Below are 16,894 nucleotides of genomic sequence, written 5' to 3' on the forward strand. Positions count from 1 at the left end.
TTCTTGATAGCAGATCGTGCCGTTTCGTCCAATCCTCAAAAAGGGTCCGAGCGCGGTCGCAGGCAGCTTGTTCACGCCACACCGAGTAAGGTTGAAGGGAAATGTCAAACATGAGCATTCGAATTTACGGCTTGGTTCTTTCACTCGTCTTTGCAGCGAGACTGTCGTCTGCAGCGCCCCTGCCGCCGCCTGACCCCGAGCGGCCGCTGTGGCTGCGCACCCCGGCAGTGTCGCCCGACGGCAGCCGCATTGCCTTCGCGCATGGCGGGCAGATATGGGTCGTGCCCGCTGCGGGCGGGGAGGCGAGCGCGCTGACCTCCGGCGGGTTCTACAGCCACCATCCTGTGTGGTCGCCCGACGGGCAGCGCATCGCCTTCGCCTCGCGCCGGCATGGCAGCGACGACGTGTTTGTCATGTCCGTCGACGGCGGCGCGATCACGCGGCTGACCTTCCACTCGGCCGCGGACCTGCCGCAGGCGTTCAGCCCGGACGGCCGCGAAATCCTGTTCGCGTCCTCCCGGCTGGGCTCGCCGAAGGCGGATGCCCTGGACGCGGCCAAGCCCCTGGGCGGGCTGCAGCAGCTCTACGCCGTGCCGGTGGCAGGCGGCCGGCCGACGCTGCTGTTGCCCACGCCGGCGCTGGACGTAGCGCCCAGCGCCGATGGCCAGCGGCTGCTCTACACCGACCGCCGCTCGATCGAGAACGAATGGCGCAAGCACCACGTCTCCGAGGCGGCGCGCGACGTCTGGTTGTACGACCGGCGCGACGGCAGCCATCGCCGCCTGACCGATTTCCGTGGCGAGGATCGCAACGCCGTCTGGAACCCACAGGAAGACGCGGTCCTGTGGCTCAGCGAGCGCAGCGGCAGCTTCAATGTCTGGCGCCAGCCACTGGCGGGGGGTGACGCACAGCAACTGACCTTCCATCAGGGCCAGCCGGTGCGCTTCCTGAGCACCGCGCGGGACGGCAGCCTTGTCTACGGCTATGCCGGAGAGATCTGGCGTTTGCCCGCCGGCGTCACGCAGCCGCAGCGCTTGCCGGTGCGCATTCGCCAGGGCAATCTGCTGGCCGGGCTGTCCAACGCCAAGCTGACCGGCCAGGCCACCGAATTCGCGGCCTCGCCTACGGCGCCGGAGTTCGCGGTGATCGCGCGCGGCGAGGTCTTCGTGGTCTCGGCCCAGACCGGGCAGGCGCGCCGCATCACGAACACGCCCGCTGAGGAGCGGTACCTGAGCTTCGCGCCGGACGGCCGCACGCTGGTCTACGCCAGCGAGCGCAACGGTCGCTGGGAGGTGATGGCCGCCCGCCTGCGGCGCGAGCAGGACACTGGCTTCACCGGCGTCGCGCCATTCGACGAGAAGGTATTGGTGAGCGCCGAGGGCGATACGTTCCAGCCCCTCGTGAGCCCCGACGGCACCAGGCTCGCCTACCGCCAGGACCGCGTCACGCTGCGGGTGCTCGATCTCAAGTCCGGCCGTTCGGTGGAGGTGCTCGGGCGCGACGCCGTCTATTCCTACACCGATGACGACCTGCACTACGCCTGGTCGCCCGACGGCCGCTGGCTGGTCACGCGTACCGGCTTCGAGGCCACGGCCGAGATCGAGCTGGTCGATGCCACCGGGCGTGAGCCGCGGCGCAACATCAGCAATAGCGGTTTCACTGACAAGCTGCCCCAGGTCGGCGCGGGTGGCCAGGCGGTGCTGTGGACCAGCGACCGGGCCGCCTCGCCGACACCCGACGGCAACCCGATCGGCATGGACGTTTATGCCGCCTTCCTCACCCCCGAGGCCTTCGAGGCCTTTGGCGCCAGCGCTGAAGAACGCACTCGCCTGGCGAAGGCAGGCCAGGCCGCTGTCGCGCAGGACAAGGCAGCGAAGGGGGCGTCTGCTGCCGAGTTGCCGGACCTGCGCGGCATCGAGCGCCGCACGCTGCGCCTGACGCCGTTCACCGTCGATGTCCAGTTCTACCGCCTGACGCCCGACGGGCGCACCTTGCTGCTGGTGGCGGCCGATGCCATCGGCAACGACGTCGGCTACGCGATCGATCTTTCGTCGCGCCAGCCGCGTGTGCTGTTCCAGCGGCCGCACAGCGCGACGACGATGTACGAGGTGGATGCCAGGGGCGAGACCGTGCTCGCGCTCGGCCCGGCCGGCATCGACCGCTACGACGTGGCCACCGGCAAGCCCGGCAGCACCATCCCCTTCAACGCCGAGATGACGCGCGACGCGCAAGCTGAGATCACCGCGATCTTCGATCACGCCTGGCGCCTGACCAAGGTGAAGTTTTACGATGCCAAGCTGCACGGCGTGGACTGGGACCTGGTCGGCGCCGACCATCGCCGCTACCTGCCCTACGTCCAGCACTGGGAAGAACTGGCCGAGATCCTCAGCGAGATGGTGGGCGAGCTCAACGCTTCGCACCAGGGGAGCCATTTCACGCCCAACAGCAGCGACGGCGACGCGACCGCGTCGCTCGGCGTGTATGTCGACGAAAGCTGGCGCGGTGCCGGCGTGCGCGTCGTCGAGGTGATGGCCGGCGGGCCGGCCGACCGCGCACACAGCCGGATCAAGCCGGGGGCAGTGATCCTCGCGGTAGATGGCCAGGCCATCACGCCGGACACCGAGCTGGCGCAATTTCTCAACCGCAAGGCCGGCCAGGCGGTGCTCTTGAGCGTGCGGCCCGCGCAGGGCGGCCAGCCGGTCGAAGAGACGATCACGCCGGTGGCCCTGCAGGAGGAATTCACGCTGGCCTACCAGCGCTGGGTGGACAAGCGCCGGTCGCTGGTGGAGAAGGCCTCGGGCGGGCGCCTCGGCTACGTGCATCTCCCGCGCATGAACATGCCGTCGTATCTGAGCGCCTACGGCGACCTGTTCGGCCGCCACCGCCATGCTGAGGCGGTACTGGTGGATGTGCGCTTCAACGGCGGCGGCAACCTGCACGATCCGCTGGTGGCCATGCTCACTGGCCAGAGCGTGGCCGAGTTGGTTACCCGCGACGGCGTGCGCATCGCCGAGATTCCCGTTTCACGCTGGACCCGGCCAAGCGCACTGATCGCCAACGCCGGCAGCTACTCCGACGGTTCGGTGTTCCCGGCGCTCTACCAGCGGTTGAAGATCGGCCCGCTGTTCGGCCAAAGCGTGCCGGGTACCGGCACCGCCGTGGTGTGGGATATTCAGCTCGACAAGCGCCTGGACTATGGTGTGCCACAGCTGGGCTTCATGGGGCGCGACGGTCGCTTCTTTGAGAACCAGGAGATCGTGCCCGACGTCCCGGTCGCGGCGGACCCGTCCGCTGTGGCGGCCGGACGCGATCCGCAGCTCGAACGAAGCATCGAGGTGTTGCAGCAGCAGATTGGCCCCAGACCCGCAGTGCGATCGATACCGCGGGATTGAGGTAGTGGCCGGAAATTCTGGCTTGTGCTGGGCGGATGCGGTAGTGCCGTGCTTGCCGCTGCCTTTCCCGAGCTTGGTATCGGCCTGCTCGGGGTGTCCCTTGCGTTCGGCCTGACCGTTCTGACCATGGCCTATGCCATTGGCCACATTTCTGGTTGTCACCTTAACCCGGCCGTATCCGTCGGCTTGTGGGTCGGTGGCCGCTTCCCGGCCAGTCAGCTTCTTCCTTACGTCGTGGCACAGGTGTCCGGTGCAATGGCAGCCGGCGCTGTGCTCTATGTCATTGCCAGCGGAGCGCCGGGGTTTGAGGTCGCGAAGGGTTTTGCTTCGAACGGTTATGGCGCTCACTCCCCCGGGGGCTATTCCCTGACGGCTGCTCTGGTTACGGAAGTCGTGATGATCATGTTCTTCCTGCTGGTCATTTTGGGAGCCACGGACAAGCGTGCTCCTGCCGGCTTCGCACCTCTGGCGATCGGCCTGAAATTAACGCTGATTCGCCCGATCAGCATTCCCGTCACCAACACCTCAGTGAATCCCGCGCGGAGCACGGGCGTTGCGTTGTTTGTCGGTGATTGGGCGGTAGCCCAGCTCTGGCTATTTTGGCTGGCGCCGATCGTTGGTGCTGTCCTGGGCGCAACGATCCATCGCGCCGTTCTTGCGAAGGAGTGAAGACAACTCAGCCTGGCATGCCGAATCGGCAAAGCGGATCTGCTTCGGTTCCAGCTTCAGTTCGAAGAAAATGTCGCCACTTTGCGACAGCAGCCCGCAACGAGTACTATCGGACACCATGCACCGTTGGCAACTATGTGCAGATGGCAGCAGATTTACAGCGCCTATCGGCGTTGGTTAGGAAAACAGGGATGTCGGGAACAGCATACGAAATTACTCGTTCCGACACCAAAGTGAGGGGCCGGGGTGCCCAGAAAAGGCGTAGCTGCCCTCAGTGGGAATTGCCCATACTGTCCCCGCCTCCCGACAAAGCCCGCATGCCCGCCGCGTGGGGCGGGACTGCGGACCCACGAAGTCACGCAGCGTCTGCTAAAGGCGACGGCATATCCTGACCTCGGGCCGTCGAGAAAGCCGGCAATGCTGCCATGCACGGCCGTTTGCCGAGGAGGATGCGAGCTTGACAGGCGGTGAACCCGTCACTGATACTCGGGCGCTTGAAACTCCCGTCCCTGGGGAAGGTGGTGAGGCCTTGTTCCGCCTTTTCCTGTTCAGCTCAAGGGGTCCGCCTTCGCAGAAAGCAAGACGACGATGAAGACCTATACTGCTTTGGTTGTGCTGGCCTTGCTCGTGGTTGTAGGGCTGCAGCTCTGGCTGGGCATGCCCCACTGGGTGGCGCTCGTGATTGCCCTACTCGTGATCGCGATTGCCCGTCTGCCGCCGAATCCGGAGATGAAACTGTTCTTCTATGCCATTGTTCTCTACGTGGTGAGCGCGGTGCCCCTACTGAAATACATGCTCGACCTATCCACCCTGGCGGCGATCGCCATTGCCGTGGTGGTGGTACCGGTGGTTGCATTCAACTGCATACCGCGGATGAGTTACTCCGTGCTTGCGGATGCCGCGCTCAAGCGCCTCGCGCAGGATCTCCGAAAGGAACTGGTTGCCCAGGGCATGGGGATCCTCGAAGTCGAAGGCATCTGGGGTTACGGCTGGCCCAAGATGGCGATTTTGTTTGAATCGCCGGAAGCTCTTGAGCAGGCGGGGAAGAACGGCTTGCTCGACCGGCTTGCCGGTCGCATCGCAGAGGCTGTGCGGGGCGACCCGGCTTATGGGCGAAGCCGCAAATCGTTCGACGCCAAAAAGGCGGTTTGGGGCCTGAGCGAGCAAGCCAGCTGGGATGCTCTGGTCGCGAAGGGCTCTTTCCCTTAAGGGAATTTCGGTAGAGTCGAGATGTGGCGCGATAGCCGTGGGTTCGGCTTGTCTGTTTCCGTCCCTTTCGTCTGACTGATGCTCTTCGGCGAGGGCCGGGTGCCAATGTAGGCGCGCCCGGTCTCGCGGTTGTAGCACCGCCCAAAGGTGTATCCCAGGAAGTCAAGCCGCTCTTGCCATGAGGTTGGAGGCCCGGGGAAATGCCACAAAGACAGCGAATCGACGGGTTGCTGCAGAAGGCCAGGCGCCAACTTTTGATTGGTCTCGCCGCGAGCATCAGCCGGGCAGGCAGCGCAGGTCGAGGCAGAAAGGGCCGAGACCGCGGACCGGGGCAGGGCGAACTGGCACGGCCGGGTCGCGCGGCAGGGCTTCGAGGGTCACGCGCTCGGCGCGGCGCGCAGCGGCGGCTGCCAGGTCGGCGGGGAGGCCGGCGTAGCCCGCCCCGTCGGGGCGCCATTCGTGCAGCGTGACGAGGTGATCGGTGGCCTGTTCGGGATGACGCAGGCGTAGCCGCAGTGGCGCCTGCGCGGGCAGCGCAGGATGCAGACCCCAGCCGGGGACGAAGCTGCGGTAGCGCAGGCCGAAGACGCCAAGCTCGCCGCGGCCATCGCCCTCGCGCCGCAGCGGCAGGGCGACACCGGCGGCGAAGATCTGCCAGTCGTCCCAGCCGCTACCGTCGGCAGGCCGCAGGCGCAGTTCGATGCACGCCGTGCTGGCGTCGACCAGGCGGGAACTGCCGCCCTGCTCGGGGCTGGCGGCGTCGCCGAGCAGTGGCCAGAACTCGAGGGCGCGTCGTATTTCCAGGCTGCAGCCAGGCAGCGTGACCTGCCCCCAGAAGCGGCATTCGTCGCGCAGAAGCACCGCCTCGATGGCCTCGTCGAGGCCCAGTCCGGCGGCGGCCAGTTCCTGCAGGACGGCGTGCAGGTCCTGTTCGAGGTAGAAGGGCAGGGCAAAGCGTTCGTGCAGTTCGCGGCCCCAGTCGATCAGCGGCACGGCCGACGTTTCCCGTGTCAGCATGGCCACGATGGCACGCAGCAGGCAGGCCAGGGCGGTGGCCCGCTGCGGCGTGTGCTGCATGCGCAAGGCTCGGAATTCGACCAGTCCCTGCCTGCCTCGCCCGGCCAGGAAGGGATTCCACAGTTTCTCGATGTTCATTTCGGCGCGATGGCTGTTGCCCGAGGCATCGCAGAGAAACGGTGCCAGGCTGTGCCAGAGGAGTTCCGGCGAGATCTTCTCGCTACGTTCGAGCAGGGCCAACGTCAGATCCAGTTCGTCTACCGCGTCCATGCCGCGCTCGTCGGCGCGCACCGACTGGCCGCTGCTGCCGACGAAGTCGTGCGAATAGAGATAGGACAGCGCCGGGTGACGGTTGAGGAAGCCCACCAGGCGGGGCAGCAGGCGGGGCTCGCGCAGGAAGGGGCTGGCTGTCGGTGACGGGCCGCCGAGGGTGATCTGGCCGGCGCCGCCGGAGTCGGCGACGGTGCCGTTGAAGTACAGCCGATACGGAGCCAGACCCTGTGCCACTGCCGCGGCGTGGATCTCGCTGCTGCGCCGCAGGAAGTCGGCAGCATCCTGGCTCGGGGCGCTGTTGATCTCGATCACCGCCGGGTCCGGCGTGACGGTGGTCCACTCGACCGTCGCATCGACCGGCGGCGGGTAGCCGGCGAGGAGGAGCGTCGGCAGATGGCTGGCGAGGGAGGCTTGCGCGACGGTCTCCAGAATCGCCAGGAACGTCGAAACCTCGGCGATCAGCGGCAGTTCGAGGCGCGCCGTCGGCACTCCGTCCAGCTCGTGCAGGTGCAGCACGAAGAGATAGGCGCCCGCCTCGGCGAGTTCATCGCGCAGACCGCTGGCCGGGATGGGGCGGGTGTCGACCGAGTTGCGCCGCAGGCGAGGATCAGTGGCATCCGGCGCGACGACAGCGGTATCGGTGCGCATCAGCAGGCGTCGCTCGAGCGGTTCCTCGATCGCCAGCGGGGTGACCAGCCAGCCGCGCGCTGCCAGGCCAGCGGCCAGGGCGGTGGCCCAGCGAGTGAGGTCGGCTGGAGCAGGTTTTGTGGCGTCTTTGCCGGGCCGGGGCAGGCTGGCGCTCGCGCGTGCGGCCAACATCGGGTCGGGGGGTCCCGGCCAGACCGGCTCGCCGTTGCGCCGCCGGTAAAGGCCCAGGTTCCAGCGGGGTCGATCCTCGCCGGGATACTGCCGTCCGACGCTGCGCAGCAGCAGGCCGCCGGGGAGGCTCTGGCAGAACTCGCTGAGCAGTGCTTCGGCCCGTTGTTCCTTGGCGCCGCCCAACGCCCTGGTCAGCCATTCCGGCGACTGTGCGCACGGGTCGGTAAAGGTCGGCTCGGAGCCGACCCAGATGCTCAGGCCCAGGGCAGCGATCCGGGCGTCGTGACGGCTGACGGCCGCGGCGAATGCTTCATCGAGGGTAGACGCTGGGGTCATCGCCTCGCCTCAGAACGCACTCTTGATCACCCCGCCGTCGACGCGGAGCGCCGCGCCGGTCGTGGCCGAGGCCAGCGGGCTGGCGATGTAGGTCACCAGCGAGGCCACCTCCTCGGGAGTGGCGAAGCGCTTGATCAGCGACGTCGGCCGGACCTGCGCAAAAAAATCCTTCTCGAACTCGTCAAAGGACTTGCCATCGGCCTTGGCGAGCGCGTCAACGAAATCCGTCACGCCACGCGATTTCGTCGGCCCCGGCAGGATGCTGTTGACGGTGATGCCAGTGCCGGCGAGCGACTCGGCCAGTCCGCGCGCAATGGCAATCTGTGCCGTCTTGGTGGCGCCGTAGTGGATCATCTCGGCCGGAATCTGCACGCCACTTTCGCTGGAGATGAAGATGATGCGCCCCCAGTCGGCGCGTCGCATCGCGGGCAGGCACAGGCGAGCCAGACGTACGCCGCTCAACACATTGGTCGCGAAGAAGCGCATCCAGTCGGCGTCGGGGATTTCATCGAACGGCCTGGGCTCGAAAATGCCGAGATTGTTGACCAGGATTTCAATACCGGGATTTTCCCGAACCAGCGCCTCGGCTGCATCCGCCGTGCTGAGGTCGCCGGCAAATCCCGACACGTCGCTGCCCGTCGCCGATCGGATCGCCGTCACCGCCGCGTCAACCGCGGCCTGCGTGCGGCCATTGACGATGACCCGGGCGCCTTCGCCGGCCAGCGCCGTGGCGATCGCGTAGCCAATGCCAGCCGTGCTGCCAGAGACCAGCGCGAGCCTGTTCGTGAGTTTCATGTCCATGCGAGGTGACCTTTCAGTGGTTGGCAAAGCCGGCTTCCTGCTTCGGGGAGCTTGACCTGCACTCCTGACTTCCCGAGGAGTGCGGCCTGGAGCGTGCAGTCTAGCTCTGCCCGGCCACCTTGGCCAATAGCGGTGCGAGCAGTGGCGCGCGACGGTATCGCTCTGCCTTCTTCTGGCGGTGACCGGCGTCGCGGGCGTAAGCGCGGCCATCGCACGCAGTGACCCGCAGAGCGTGTATCATCCGCTGCCGCCACGGACTTTCGCATGGACTCGCAACCGGTGCCAAGAGCCGGTGTGTCTGCGTTTGTGGCGCAGTGCAGAGCGCCGTTCGTCCAACCCTATATGAAGACGAATCACATGAAGATCAGACAACTTGTCCCCGCCTTGCTGTGTTGTTTCCTGCTGCCAGACCCGGTCGTTGCCGAGACCAGGTTCGAGGTCGAAACTGCCAGGGAATCGGAGGCCGTAACACTGACCCGTGATACCCAGGCTGGTGGCTACCAACTGCTGACAGCGGTCGAGCTGAAAAAAATGCTCGATGAGGCAAAGCCGATGGTGCTGGTTGATACCATGCCCTACGACGCCAGCTACACGAAAGAACACCTGCCGGGGGCGAAGCACTTTCTCTTCCCGGTCGCACGCATGAGTTCCTGGGACACGAAAGAGACCGGTGGCAAGACGGAAGCTGATTTCGCCGCCTTGCTGGGCTCGGACAAGGACAAGCCGGTGGTGTTCTACTGTGGCTTTGTCAAATGCACGCGCAGTGATAACGGCGCCGCATGGGCGCGCAAGCTCGGCTACACACAGGTCTATCGTTTCCCAGGCGGCCTGTTCGCATGGAAAGGTGCCGATTTTCCGCTCGAAGCGGTGAAATAGCACGGGCTCATCCCGGCGCGCCATCCAGGAGAGCCTGCATCACAGCGCTTGCTTCGCTCGCGGTCGCGCTGCTTCCGGGAACGACGTACGGATGTGGGACCGGAACTGTTGCAACCGCGGATGCTCGGGCCGAGCGGAGGATTCGCTGAGCACTGCTCGTTCGAGGACCTTGCCGTCGTCGCTGAAGGGTACCCGGGTTCGCCCACCGCTCGAGCAGGAAACGGGTGTTGTGTGGGCCGATGCGCAGATCCTTCACCGTGCAGGCGCGGTGGCCCAGCGAGCGCGACCCGTCCGGCAGGCCGACGGCCAGAGCAAATTGAAGCCGATACTCTTCAGGCGACCCTTCGGCGCAACCGAGTGCTCACGCCATCTGGCTGATGGTCTTGCGAAAGCGGCTCAGTGAGGTGATGAACAGGAGGCTGCCAATCGCCAGAATGGCCAGAAGCTGCGGCCATACCACGTCGATTCCGGCACCGCGATAGAGAATCGCCTGGCCTGCCGAAACGAAGTGCGTCGTCGGCGCTACCTGCATGATGCCCTGCACCAGTTGCGGCATGCTCTCGTAGGGCGTGCTGCCGCCCGACAGCATTTGCAGCGGCAACAACACCAGGACCAGCAGCATGCCGAACTGCGGCATCGAGCGCGCCAGCGTCGCCAGGAAGATTCCCATCGAGGTGGTGGCGAACAGGTGCAGCGCAGCAGCCAGCATGAACAGGGCCACCGAGCCCTGGATCGGCACCCGCAATGCCCCCTGGACGACGAAGACCAGCGCCACCAGAGCGGCCAGCAGGACCACCAGGCCCATCGACCAGACCTTGGCCAGCATGATTTCGGTGGGCGTTACCGGCATCACCAGCAGATGTTCAATGGTGCCGTGCTCGCGTTCGCGGATCAGCGCCGCACCCGTCAGGATGATCGACAGCATGGTCACGTTGTTGATGATCTCCATCAGCGAGCCGAACCATGCTTGCTCGAGATTGGGGTTGAAGCGCATGCGCAGCGCGAGATCGACCGGCGGCACTGCCGAGCTGCGATAGCGCTTGATGAATTCATTGACCTCGCTGGTGACGATCTGCTGGATGTAGGCGTTGCCGGTGAAGGCCTGGCCCATGCGCGTGGCGTCGATGTTGAGCTGCATTGCCGGCATGCGCCCGGCCAGTACGTCGCTTTGGAAGTTCGGCGGAATGTCGAGTGCAAAGGTGTAGTCACCGCGGTCCATGCCAGCATCCACCTCGGCCAGCGAAACCATGTCCGGCATCTTGAAATGCGGCGGGTAGAAGCTCGACACAATGCGTGCCGAGAGCGGCGAACCGTCCTCATCGACAATGGCGATCGGCGCATTGTGCAAGCTGTCGGGCATGGCCGTGGCAGCAACGTAGATTGCCACGGTGAAGGTCCAGGCGATCAGCACCAGCATCATCGGGTCACGCACCAGGCTCCACAGTTCCTTGACGCCGAGACGGAATACGTTCTTGCTGCTGATCACGGGCTCAGGCCTCCTGCTTCCTGAGCAGCGCGATGGCCAGGCCGAGGATCACCGGGACGGCGGCGAGCAGGGCCCAGAACGAGGGGCCGAGGCTGAAAATGCCAAGCCCCTTGCTGAACACGCCGCGGCTGATGGTCAGGAAATGGGTCGCCGGGTAAATGTGCCCGATGAAGGCGCCCATGCCTTCGAGCGACGACACCGGGTTGAGCAGGCCGGAGAACTGCACGCAGGGGATGATGGTGCCGATCATGGTCACGAACATCGCGGCGATCTGGCTGCGGGTGAAGGTCGAGACCAGCAGGCCGAAGCCGGTCGAGCAGACGACGAAGATCAGCGCCCCCAGCGCCAGGGTGAGGAAGCTGCCCTTGATCGGCACCCCGAAGACCGTCACCGCCATCAGCGCCAGCAGCAGGAAGTTGACCATCGCCAGCGCGATGTAGGGCAACTGCTTGCCGAGCAGGAACTCGCTGCGCGTCACCGGGGTGACGTAGAGATTGATGATCGACCCCAGTTCCTTCTCACGTACCACCGACAGCGCCGCGAGCATCGCCGGAATCATCATCAGCAGCATCGGGAGCTGGGCTGGAACCATGGCCGGCAGGCTCTTGACGTCCGGGTTGTAACGGTAGCGGGTTTCCAGCGTGCTGGGCGAGGTCAGCGTGATCCCCAGCCGATGTTTCGCCATGTCGGCGAGCCACATCTGGTGCATGGCCTGAACGTAGCCGCGAACGGTCTCGGCGCGCGTCGGCATGGCGCCGTCGACCCAGGCGCCGATCGCTACCGGCGTGCCGCGCTCTATGTCGCGTGCAAATCCCGGCGGAATCTCGATGGCCAGGGACAGTTCGCCGTTGCGCATGCGCCGGTCGAGGTCTTCGTAGTCGGCAATCGGCGGCTTCTCGAGGAAATAGCGCGACCCCGACAGGTTGAGCGAATAGTTCTGGCTGAGCACGGTCTGGTCGCGGTCGAGCATGGCATAAGTGAGGTTCTCAACGTCCAGATTGATGCCGTAGCCGATGATGAACATCAGGATCGCCGAGCCCAGCAACGCCAGCGTCGCGCGCACAGGGTCGCGCCGCAGTTCCAGCGTTTCGCGCAGGGTGTAGCTGAAGGCGCGGCCCGGGTCGAAGCCCCAGCGCGGGGTGATGGAGCGGGGCAGGGCGGTCGGCGACGGCGTCACGGCGGCCGGCGCGGCGACTTTTTCGGTGCTTGCCGAGGCTTCCTCGAGATGCGAAACGAAAGCCTGCTCCAGGCTTTGGGTGCCGCGCTGGCGCATCAGTTGGGCCGGGCTGTCGCTGACCAGCACGCGGCCGGCGTGCATCAGCGAGATGCGATCGCAGCGCGCCGCCTCGTTCATGAAGTGGGTCGAGATGAAGATCGTCACCTGGTCCTGGCGTGAGAGGTCGATCATCAACTGCCAGAACATGTCGCGTGCGATCGGGTCGACGCCCGAGGTGGGTTCGTCAAGGATCAGCAGTTCGGGTTTGTGGAGCACCGCCACCGCCAGCGACAGGCGCTGGCGTATGCCCAGCGGCATGTCGCTGGGCAGGGTGTCGACGACATGGGTCAGGCCAAAGCGTTTGACCAGTTCGTCGACGCGCGCGGCGATCGCAGCTTCGGGCAGGGAAAACAGCCGCGCATGCAGCACCAGGTTCTGGCGCACGGTGAGCTCGCCGTAGAGCGAGAAGGCCTGCGACATGTAGCCGACGCGGCGCCGCGCATTGATATCCTGGGCATTGACCGGCTGGCCGAAGAGCAGCGCGCTGCCCTCGCTGGCGGGCAAGAGGCCAGTCAGCATCTTCATGGTCGTCGACTTGCCGCAGCCGTTGGAGCCGAGGAAGCCGAAAATTTCGCCGCGTCGGATGCGAAAGCCGACGTGGTCGACGGCGACGAAGTCTCCGAAGCGCATCGTCAGGCCCCTGGCCTCGATGGCGATGTTCTCTTCGCCACCCGTGGTGCTGACGGCCAGCGGCGGGACCACGATGGCCTGGTGTCCGCGCCGCTCTTCGACGGGCAGCAGCGCGATGAAGGCTTCATCGAGCGACGTCGTCGCGGTGCGGCTGTGCAGTTCAGCCGGGGTGCCGGTGGCCAGCACCTTGCCTGCATCCATCGCCACCAGCCAGTCGAAGCGTTCGGCCTCCTCCATGTAGGCGGTGGCGACGATGACGCTCATGGCGCGGCGTTCGCCCCGGATATGGTCGATCAGGTCCCAGAATTGCTTGCGCGACAGCGGGTCGACGCCGGTCGTCGGTTCGTCGAGGATCAGCAGGTCGGGGTCGTGGATCAAGGCGCTGCAGAGCCCGAGTTTCTGCTTCATGCCGCCCGAGAGCTTGCCCGCCGGGCGCGGCAGAAAGGGCTGCAGGCCTGTGCTGGCGGTCAGTTCGTCGATGCGCTGGCGGCGCTGGGCGGCGTTGTGGCCGAACAGGCGACCGAAGAACTGCAGGTTCTCCTCGACCGACAGCGTCGGGTAGAGGTTACTTCCCAGGCCCTGTGGCATGTAGGCGATGCGCGGGCAAATGCTGTCGCGGTGGCGCTTGCTCGCCATGTCGCCGGCCAGCACCTGCAAGGACCCCTGCTGCAGCTTGCGCGCGCCGGAAATCAGCGCCAGCAGGCTCGACTTGCCGACGCCGTCGGGACCGATCAGGCCGACCATGCAACTGGCCGGGATCGCCAGCGTGATGTCGTCGAGCGCGACAGTCTTGCCGTAGCGCAGGTTGATACCGTCAAGCCGGACCACCGGCGCCGGGCCGCTGGCCGCCGGCTTGCTGCCTGCGTTCATTGCGGGACCTTGACCGCCAGTTCAGCGGGCCATGCAGCCTGGCCGTCGAGCTTGAGCCAGGCGATTCCGGGCAGGCCGGTCTTGATCTGCGTCAGGTTCTTTTGCAGCAGGTCGCGGCCAATCTGCGCCTTGACGCGGAACATCAACTTTTGCCGCTCGCTGGCCGTCTCGACGGTCTTCGGCGTGAATTGCGCGGTACTGGCGACGAACGAGACCTTGGCCGGGATCACGTACTGCGGCGCGGCGTCCAGCACGATATGGACTTCGCTGCCCATGGCCAGCTGGCCGGCAATGGTTTCGGGCACGAAGAAGGTCATGAATACGTCGCTGAGATCCACCAGGTTGAGCACTTTCCCGCCACTCGCCAGCACTTCGCCAGGCTGGGCAATGCGGTACTGCACGCGGCCGTCGCGTGGCGCGGTGAGCGCACTGTCGTCGATGTCGACCTTGATGCGGGCGATGGTGGCCTGGGCGGCGTCAACCGTTGAGCGCGCCCCGGCGACCTGCGCACGTGCGGCGGCGATGGTCGCCTGCGCTGCCTGTACCTGCGCCCTGGCCGCGCCGACCGCCGCCTGCACGCTGCGCACGCGGGCCCGATCATCGTCGAGTTCCTGCCCCGACGAGGCGCCTTCGCGGGTCAGTGTCTCCGAGCGCACCAGACGCCTTCTTGCGGCGTCCAGCTCGCTCTCGCGCTGTGCAACGAGGGCCAGCGCCGCTTGCCGCTCGCTTTCCCGCACCGCGACCTGGGCTTCGGCGCTGGCTACCGCCGTGATCGATTGCTGGTGCCTGGCGCTCGCTTCGTCGCGTTGCGCTTCGAGGGTCTGCACCTGCATGTGCGCCAGCGTCTGGCCCGCCGCGACGAATTCGCCATCGGCCACGAGGATGTCCTGCACACGCCCGCTGAACTTGCTTGACACGTCGATTTCCGTAGCCTCGATGCGGCCATTGCTGCTCACGAACCCTTCACCAGGCCCCTTTGGGCGCAGCATTTGCCAGGCCAGCAGGGCGGCCACTACGACGGCGCTGACGATGAGAGCTGGAATCAGCCACTTTTTCCATTTCGTCAGCATTGACCCAGCCGCTGACCTGGGCGGCGCGGCAGTCGCTGGCTCGGCTGGCGGTGCGACCCTGGCGGCGGCCGGGATGGCTTCGGGTATGACTTCGGGACTGGCTGCGGCAGCGCCCGTTGCAGCGCCCGTTGCAGTGACTTCTGCGCTGGCGGGTGCGGGGGCAAGTGGTGCAGCCGTCGGGCTGACTGTGACGGTCACCGGTTCGGCTGCCATCGGGGTATCCGCCGGGGCGACTGCGGCGGCGAGCGGCGGGGCAAACGTTACCGTGACCGTTACTGAAGCCGGCGGCGTAGGCGGTGCGATGACCGGTGGGGTGGCGGTAGTGTTCATGGGGCGCTCGTGGCTCGTGGGGGGTCAGGCTTGTCGCCTGCGACTGGCGAATCGAAATCCAGCGCGCCACCGCCGAGAGCGGCATACAGGCTGACCTGGCTGCTGAGCAGTTCGCGCCGCGTCTGCACGAGTTGTTGCTCGGCGTCGAGCAGGTCGCGCTGGGCATCAAGTACGTCGAGAAAGGCCGAGGCGCCGTTGTTGAAGCGCAGTTGCGAAAGCCGTGCGCGCTCCGCCTGCGTCGCCAGCGCGGTGCGGGCAATCGCCACCTGCTGCCTTAGCCAGACACGTGCGGAAAGCGCATCCGATACGTCACGGAAGGCCACCTGCACGGTCTTTTCATACTGGGTCACGGCCAGATCGCGACGCGTTTCAGCCAGGCTCAGGTTGTTCTTCCGGCGCCCGCCGTCGAAGATCGGCAGCGAAATGCTCGGCGAAAAAAGCCAGGCGAGGCTGCCCGAGGCGAACAGCTCATTGAGTTCGACACTCGCAGTGCCTAGCGAGCCAAGCAACGCAATGCGCGGAAAGAATGCGGCACGTGCGGCACCGATGTTGGCATTTGCCGCTTTCAGCAGATGCTCGGCAGCAACGATGTCGGGGCGTTGCAGCAGCAGATCGGAAGGCAGGCCAGGGCGCAGTTCGCGAAAGACATTGCTTTCGTCGAACTCGCCTTGCTCGGGGGGCAGCTCGACGGGAGCCCCGACCAGCAGGGTCAGGGCATTGAACTGTGCTGCTCGCGCCAGTTCAAGCTGGGCGCCAAGCGCCTGCGCCTGGGTGAGCAGGGTTTGCACCTCGGTCAGGTTGAAGCGCGAGGTCGAGCCGACCTCGACGCGGCGGGTGAATATGCGAAAACTTTCCTCGCGGCTGGCGATCGTCTGGCGTGCCAGTGCGATGCGCTCGTCGAGTCCGCGTAGCGCGAGATAGCCATTGGCAACCTGTGCAACCAGTCCGATGCTGGCCGCACGGCTTGCGGCGTCGGTGGCCAGGTAGGTTTCCAGCGCCGCGTCCTCCAGGCTGCGGACGCGCCCCCAGAAATCGATCTCCCAGCTTGCCAGGCCCAGTCCAACCTGGTACTGGCTGGCGACCAGCGGCCTGCCGGTGAGACTCATCCTGGCCGGTGTTCGCGAGCGGTCCCCTCTGGCTTCTGCGCCAATGGTGGGGAACAGCTCAGCCCGTTGGATACCGTAAGCGGCGCGCGCTTCCTCGACGCGCAGCACGGCGCTGCGCAGATCACGATTGTTGTCCAGCGCCAGGCTGATCAGGGACTGAAGTTGCGGGTCGGTGAAGTAATCACGCCAGCCGATGGCCGCAACGCTTGCACCACCCTGAGTGGTCACCGACGCATAGCGGGGTGACACCGGCAAGGCGGGCACCTCGTAGGGCGGCGCCATCGAGGCGCAACCCACCATAAGCAGGGCGAGGGCAGCGAGCCTGAAGCTGGGCGATGCCGCATGGACCATCAGCACGCTCGGCCCGATCAATGGTCAGGCGAGCAGGGCCATACTGATAGCGGAATGTCGCGCGGGGTGCTGTCGCTGAAGAGGTATTTCACCGGCCCAGTGGTTGTTGCTCTTTGTGTTGTGCGTGCCATGGTTCGAATATTGGCGCAATTTGGCTGCGCTCCTCTGTTCGCTAGCGCACGCAGTGTTCGGCTGCTTGCGCTGGCCCCTGAATACACAAACCGCTGGTGGCATCCACACGTGAGGACCTGAATCACGACTGGACTTCCTGTTGTTCGATCAGGAAGAGGCCGCTCGAGTCGAAGACGAGCGGCGACGTTCCATCTCAGGTCTGCCGGGTCCTTGACGGCGGTCAGGCGGGCTTGCCATTGACGGATCAGCGC

At 65.9% G+C, this 16,894-nt stretch carries 11 protein-coding genes; 4 read left to right on the top strand and 7 right to left on the bottom strand.

Features of this window, described 5'->3' with window-relative positions:
• Positions 1-110: 110 nt before the first annotated feature.
• The 3 genes from V5B44_RS11430 (at position 111) to V5B44_RS11440 (ending at position 5,270) form a co-directional block, all read left to right on the top strand.
• On the top strand, positions 111-3,392 hold the full coding sequence (locus tag V5B44_RS11430; protein WP_332359170.1) for a S41 family peptidase: 3,282 nt from the start codon (positions 111-113) through the stop codon (positions 3,390-3,392).
• A 24-nt stretch (positions 3,393-3,416) separates the two neighbouring features.
• On the top strand, positions 3,417-4,061 hold the full coding sequence (gene aqpZ / locus V5B44_RS11435) for an aquaporin Z (RefSeq protein WP_332359171.1): 645 nt from the start codon (positions 3,417-3,419) through the stop codon (positions 4,059-4,061).
• Between the two features lie 588 nt (positions 4,062-4,649).
• Positions 4,650-5,270, top strand: a complete 621-nt coding sequence (locus V5B44_RS11440) for a hypothetical protein (protein ID WP_332359172.1) — start codon at positions 4,650-4,652, stop codon at positions 5,268-5,270.
• A gap of 276 nt (positions 5,271-5,546) precedes the next feature.
• On the opposite strand, the gene V5B44_RS11445 is transcribed toward V5B44_RS11440, so the two are convergent.
• The 3 genes from V5B44_RS11445 to V5B44_RS11455 form a co-directional block, all read right to left on the bottom strand.
• Complete coding sequence (locus V5B44_RS11445) at positions 5,547-7,715, bottom strand: transglutaminase family protein (protein ID WP_332359173.1); 2,169 nt, start codon at positions 7,713-7,715, stop codon at positions 5,547-5,549.
• A gap of 9 nt (positions 7,716-7,724) precedes the next feature.
• Complete coding sequence (locus V5B44_RS11450; protein WP_332359174.1) at positions 7,725-8,516, bottom strand: SDR family NAD(P)-dependent oxidoreductase; 792 nt, start codon at positions 8,514-8,516, stop codon at positions 7,725-7,727.
• Between the two features lie 100 nt (positions 8,517-8,616).
• Positions 8,617-8,757 carry a hypothetical protein gene (locus tag V5B44_RS11455; RefSeq protein WP_332359175.1) on the bottom strand — a complete coding sequence of 47 codons (141 nt, stop codon included), beginning with the start codon at positions 8,755-8,757 and terminating at the stop codon, positions 8,617-8,619.
• A 116-nt stretch (positions 8,758-8,873) separates the two neighbouring features.
• On the opposite strand from V5B44_RS11455, the gene V5B44_RS11460 reads away from it, so the two are divergent.
• Entirely contained in the window at positions 8,874-9,392 is a 519-nt protein-coding gene (locus V5B44_RS11460; RefSeq protein WP_332359176.1) for a rhodanese-like domain-containing protein, read from the top strand.
• A gap of 361 nt (positions 9,393-9,753) precedes the next feature.
• On the opposite strand, the gene V5B44_RS11465 is transcribed toward V5B44_RS11460, so the two are convergent.
• The 4 genes from V5B44_RS11465 to V5B44_RS11480 form a co-directional block, all read right to left on the bottom strand.
• Positions 9,754-10,878: an ABC transporter permease gene (locus tag V5B44_RS11465; protein WP_332359177.1), complete on the bottom strand. Its 1,125-nt coding sequence runs from the start codon at positions 10,876-10,878 to the stop codon at positions 9,754-9,756.
• 4 nt (positions 10,879-10,882) lie between these two features.
• Positions 10,883-13,654 carry a ribosome-associated ATPase/putative transporter RbbA gene (gene rbbA, locus V5B44_RS11470; protein ID WP_332359179.1) on the bottom strand — a complete coding sequence of 924 codons (2,772 nt, stop codon included), beginning with the start codon at positions 13,652-13,654 and terminating at the stop codon, positions 10,883-10,885.
• A complete protein-coding gene (locus V5B44_RS11475; protein WP_332359595.1) occupies positions 13,651-14,724 on the bottom strand; it encodes an HlyD family secretion protein in 1,074 nt (357 codons plus the stop codon). Before V5B44_RS11475 ends, rbbA begins: the two co-directional genes overlap by 4 nt.
• Positions 14,725-15,050: 326 nt before the next feature.
• Positions 15,051-16,511, bottom strand: a complete 1,461-nt coding sequence (locus V5B44_RS11480; protein WP_332359596.1) for an efflux transporter outer membrane subunit — start codon at positions 16,509-16,511, stop codon at positions 15,051-15,053.
• Positions 16,512-16,894: the final 383 nt, after the last annotated feature.

Source organism: Candidatus Accumulibacter necessarius (assembly GCF_036625085.1).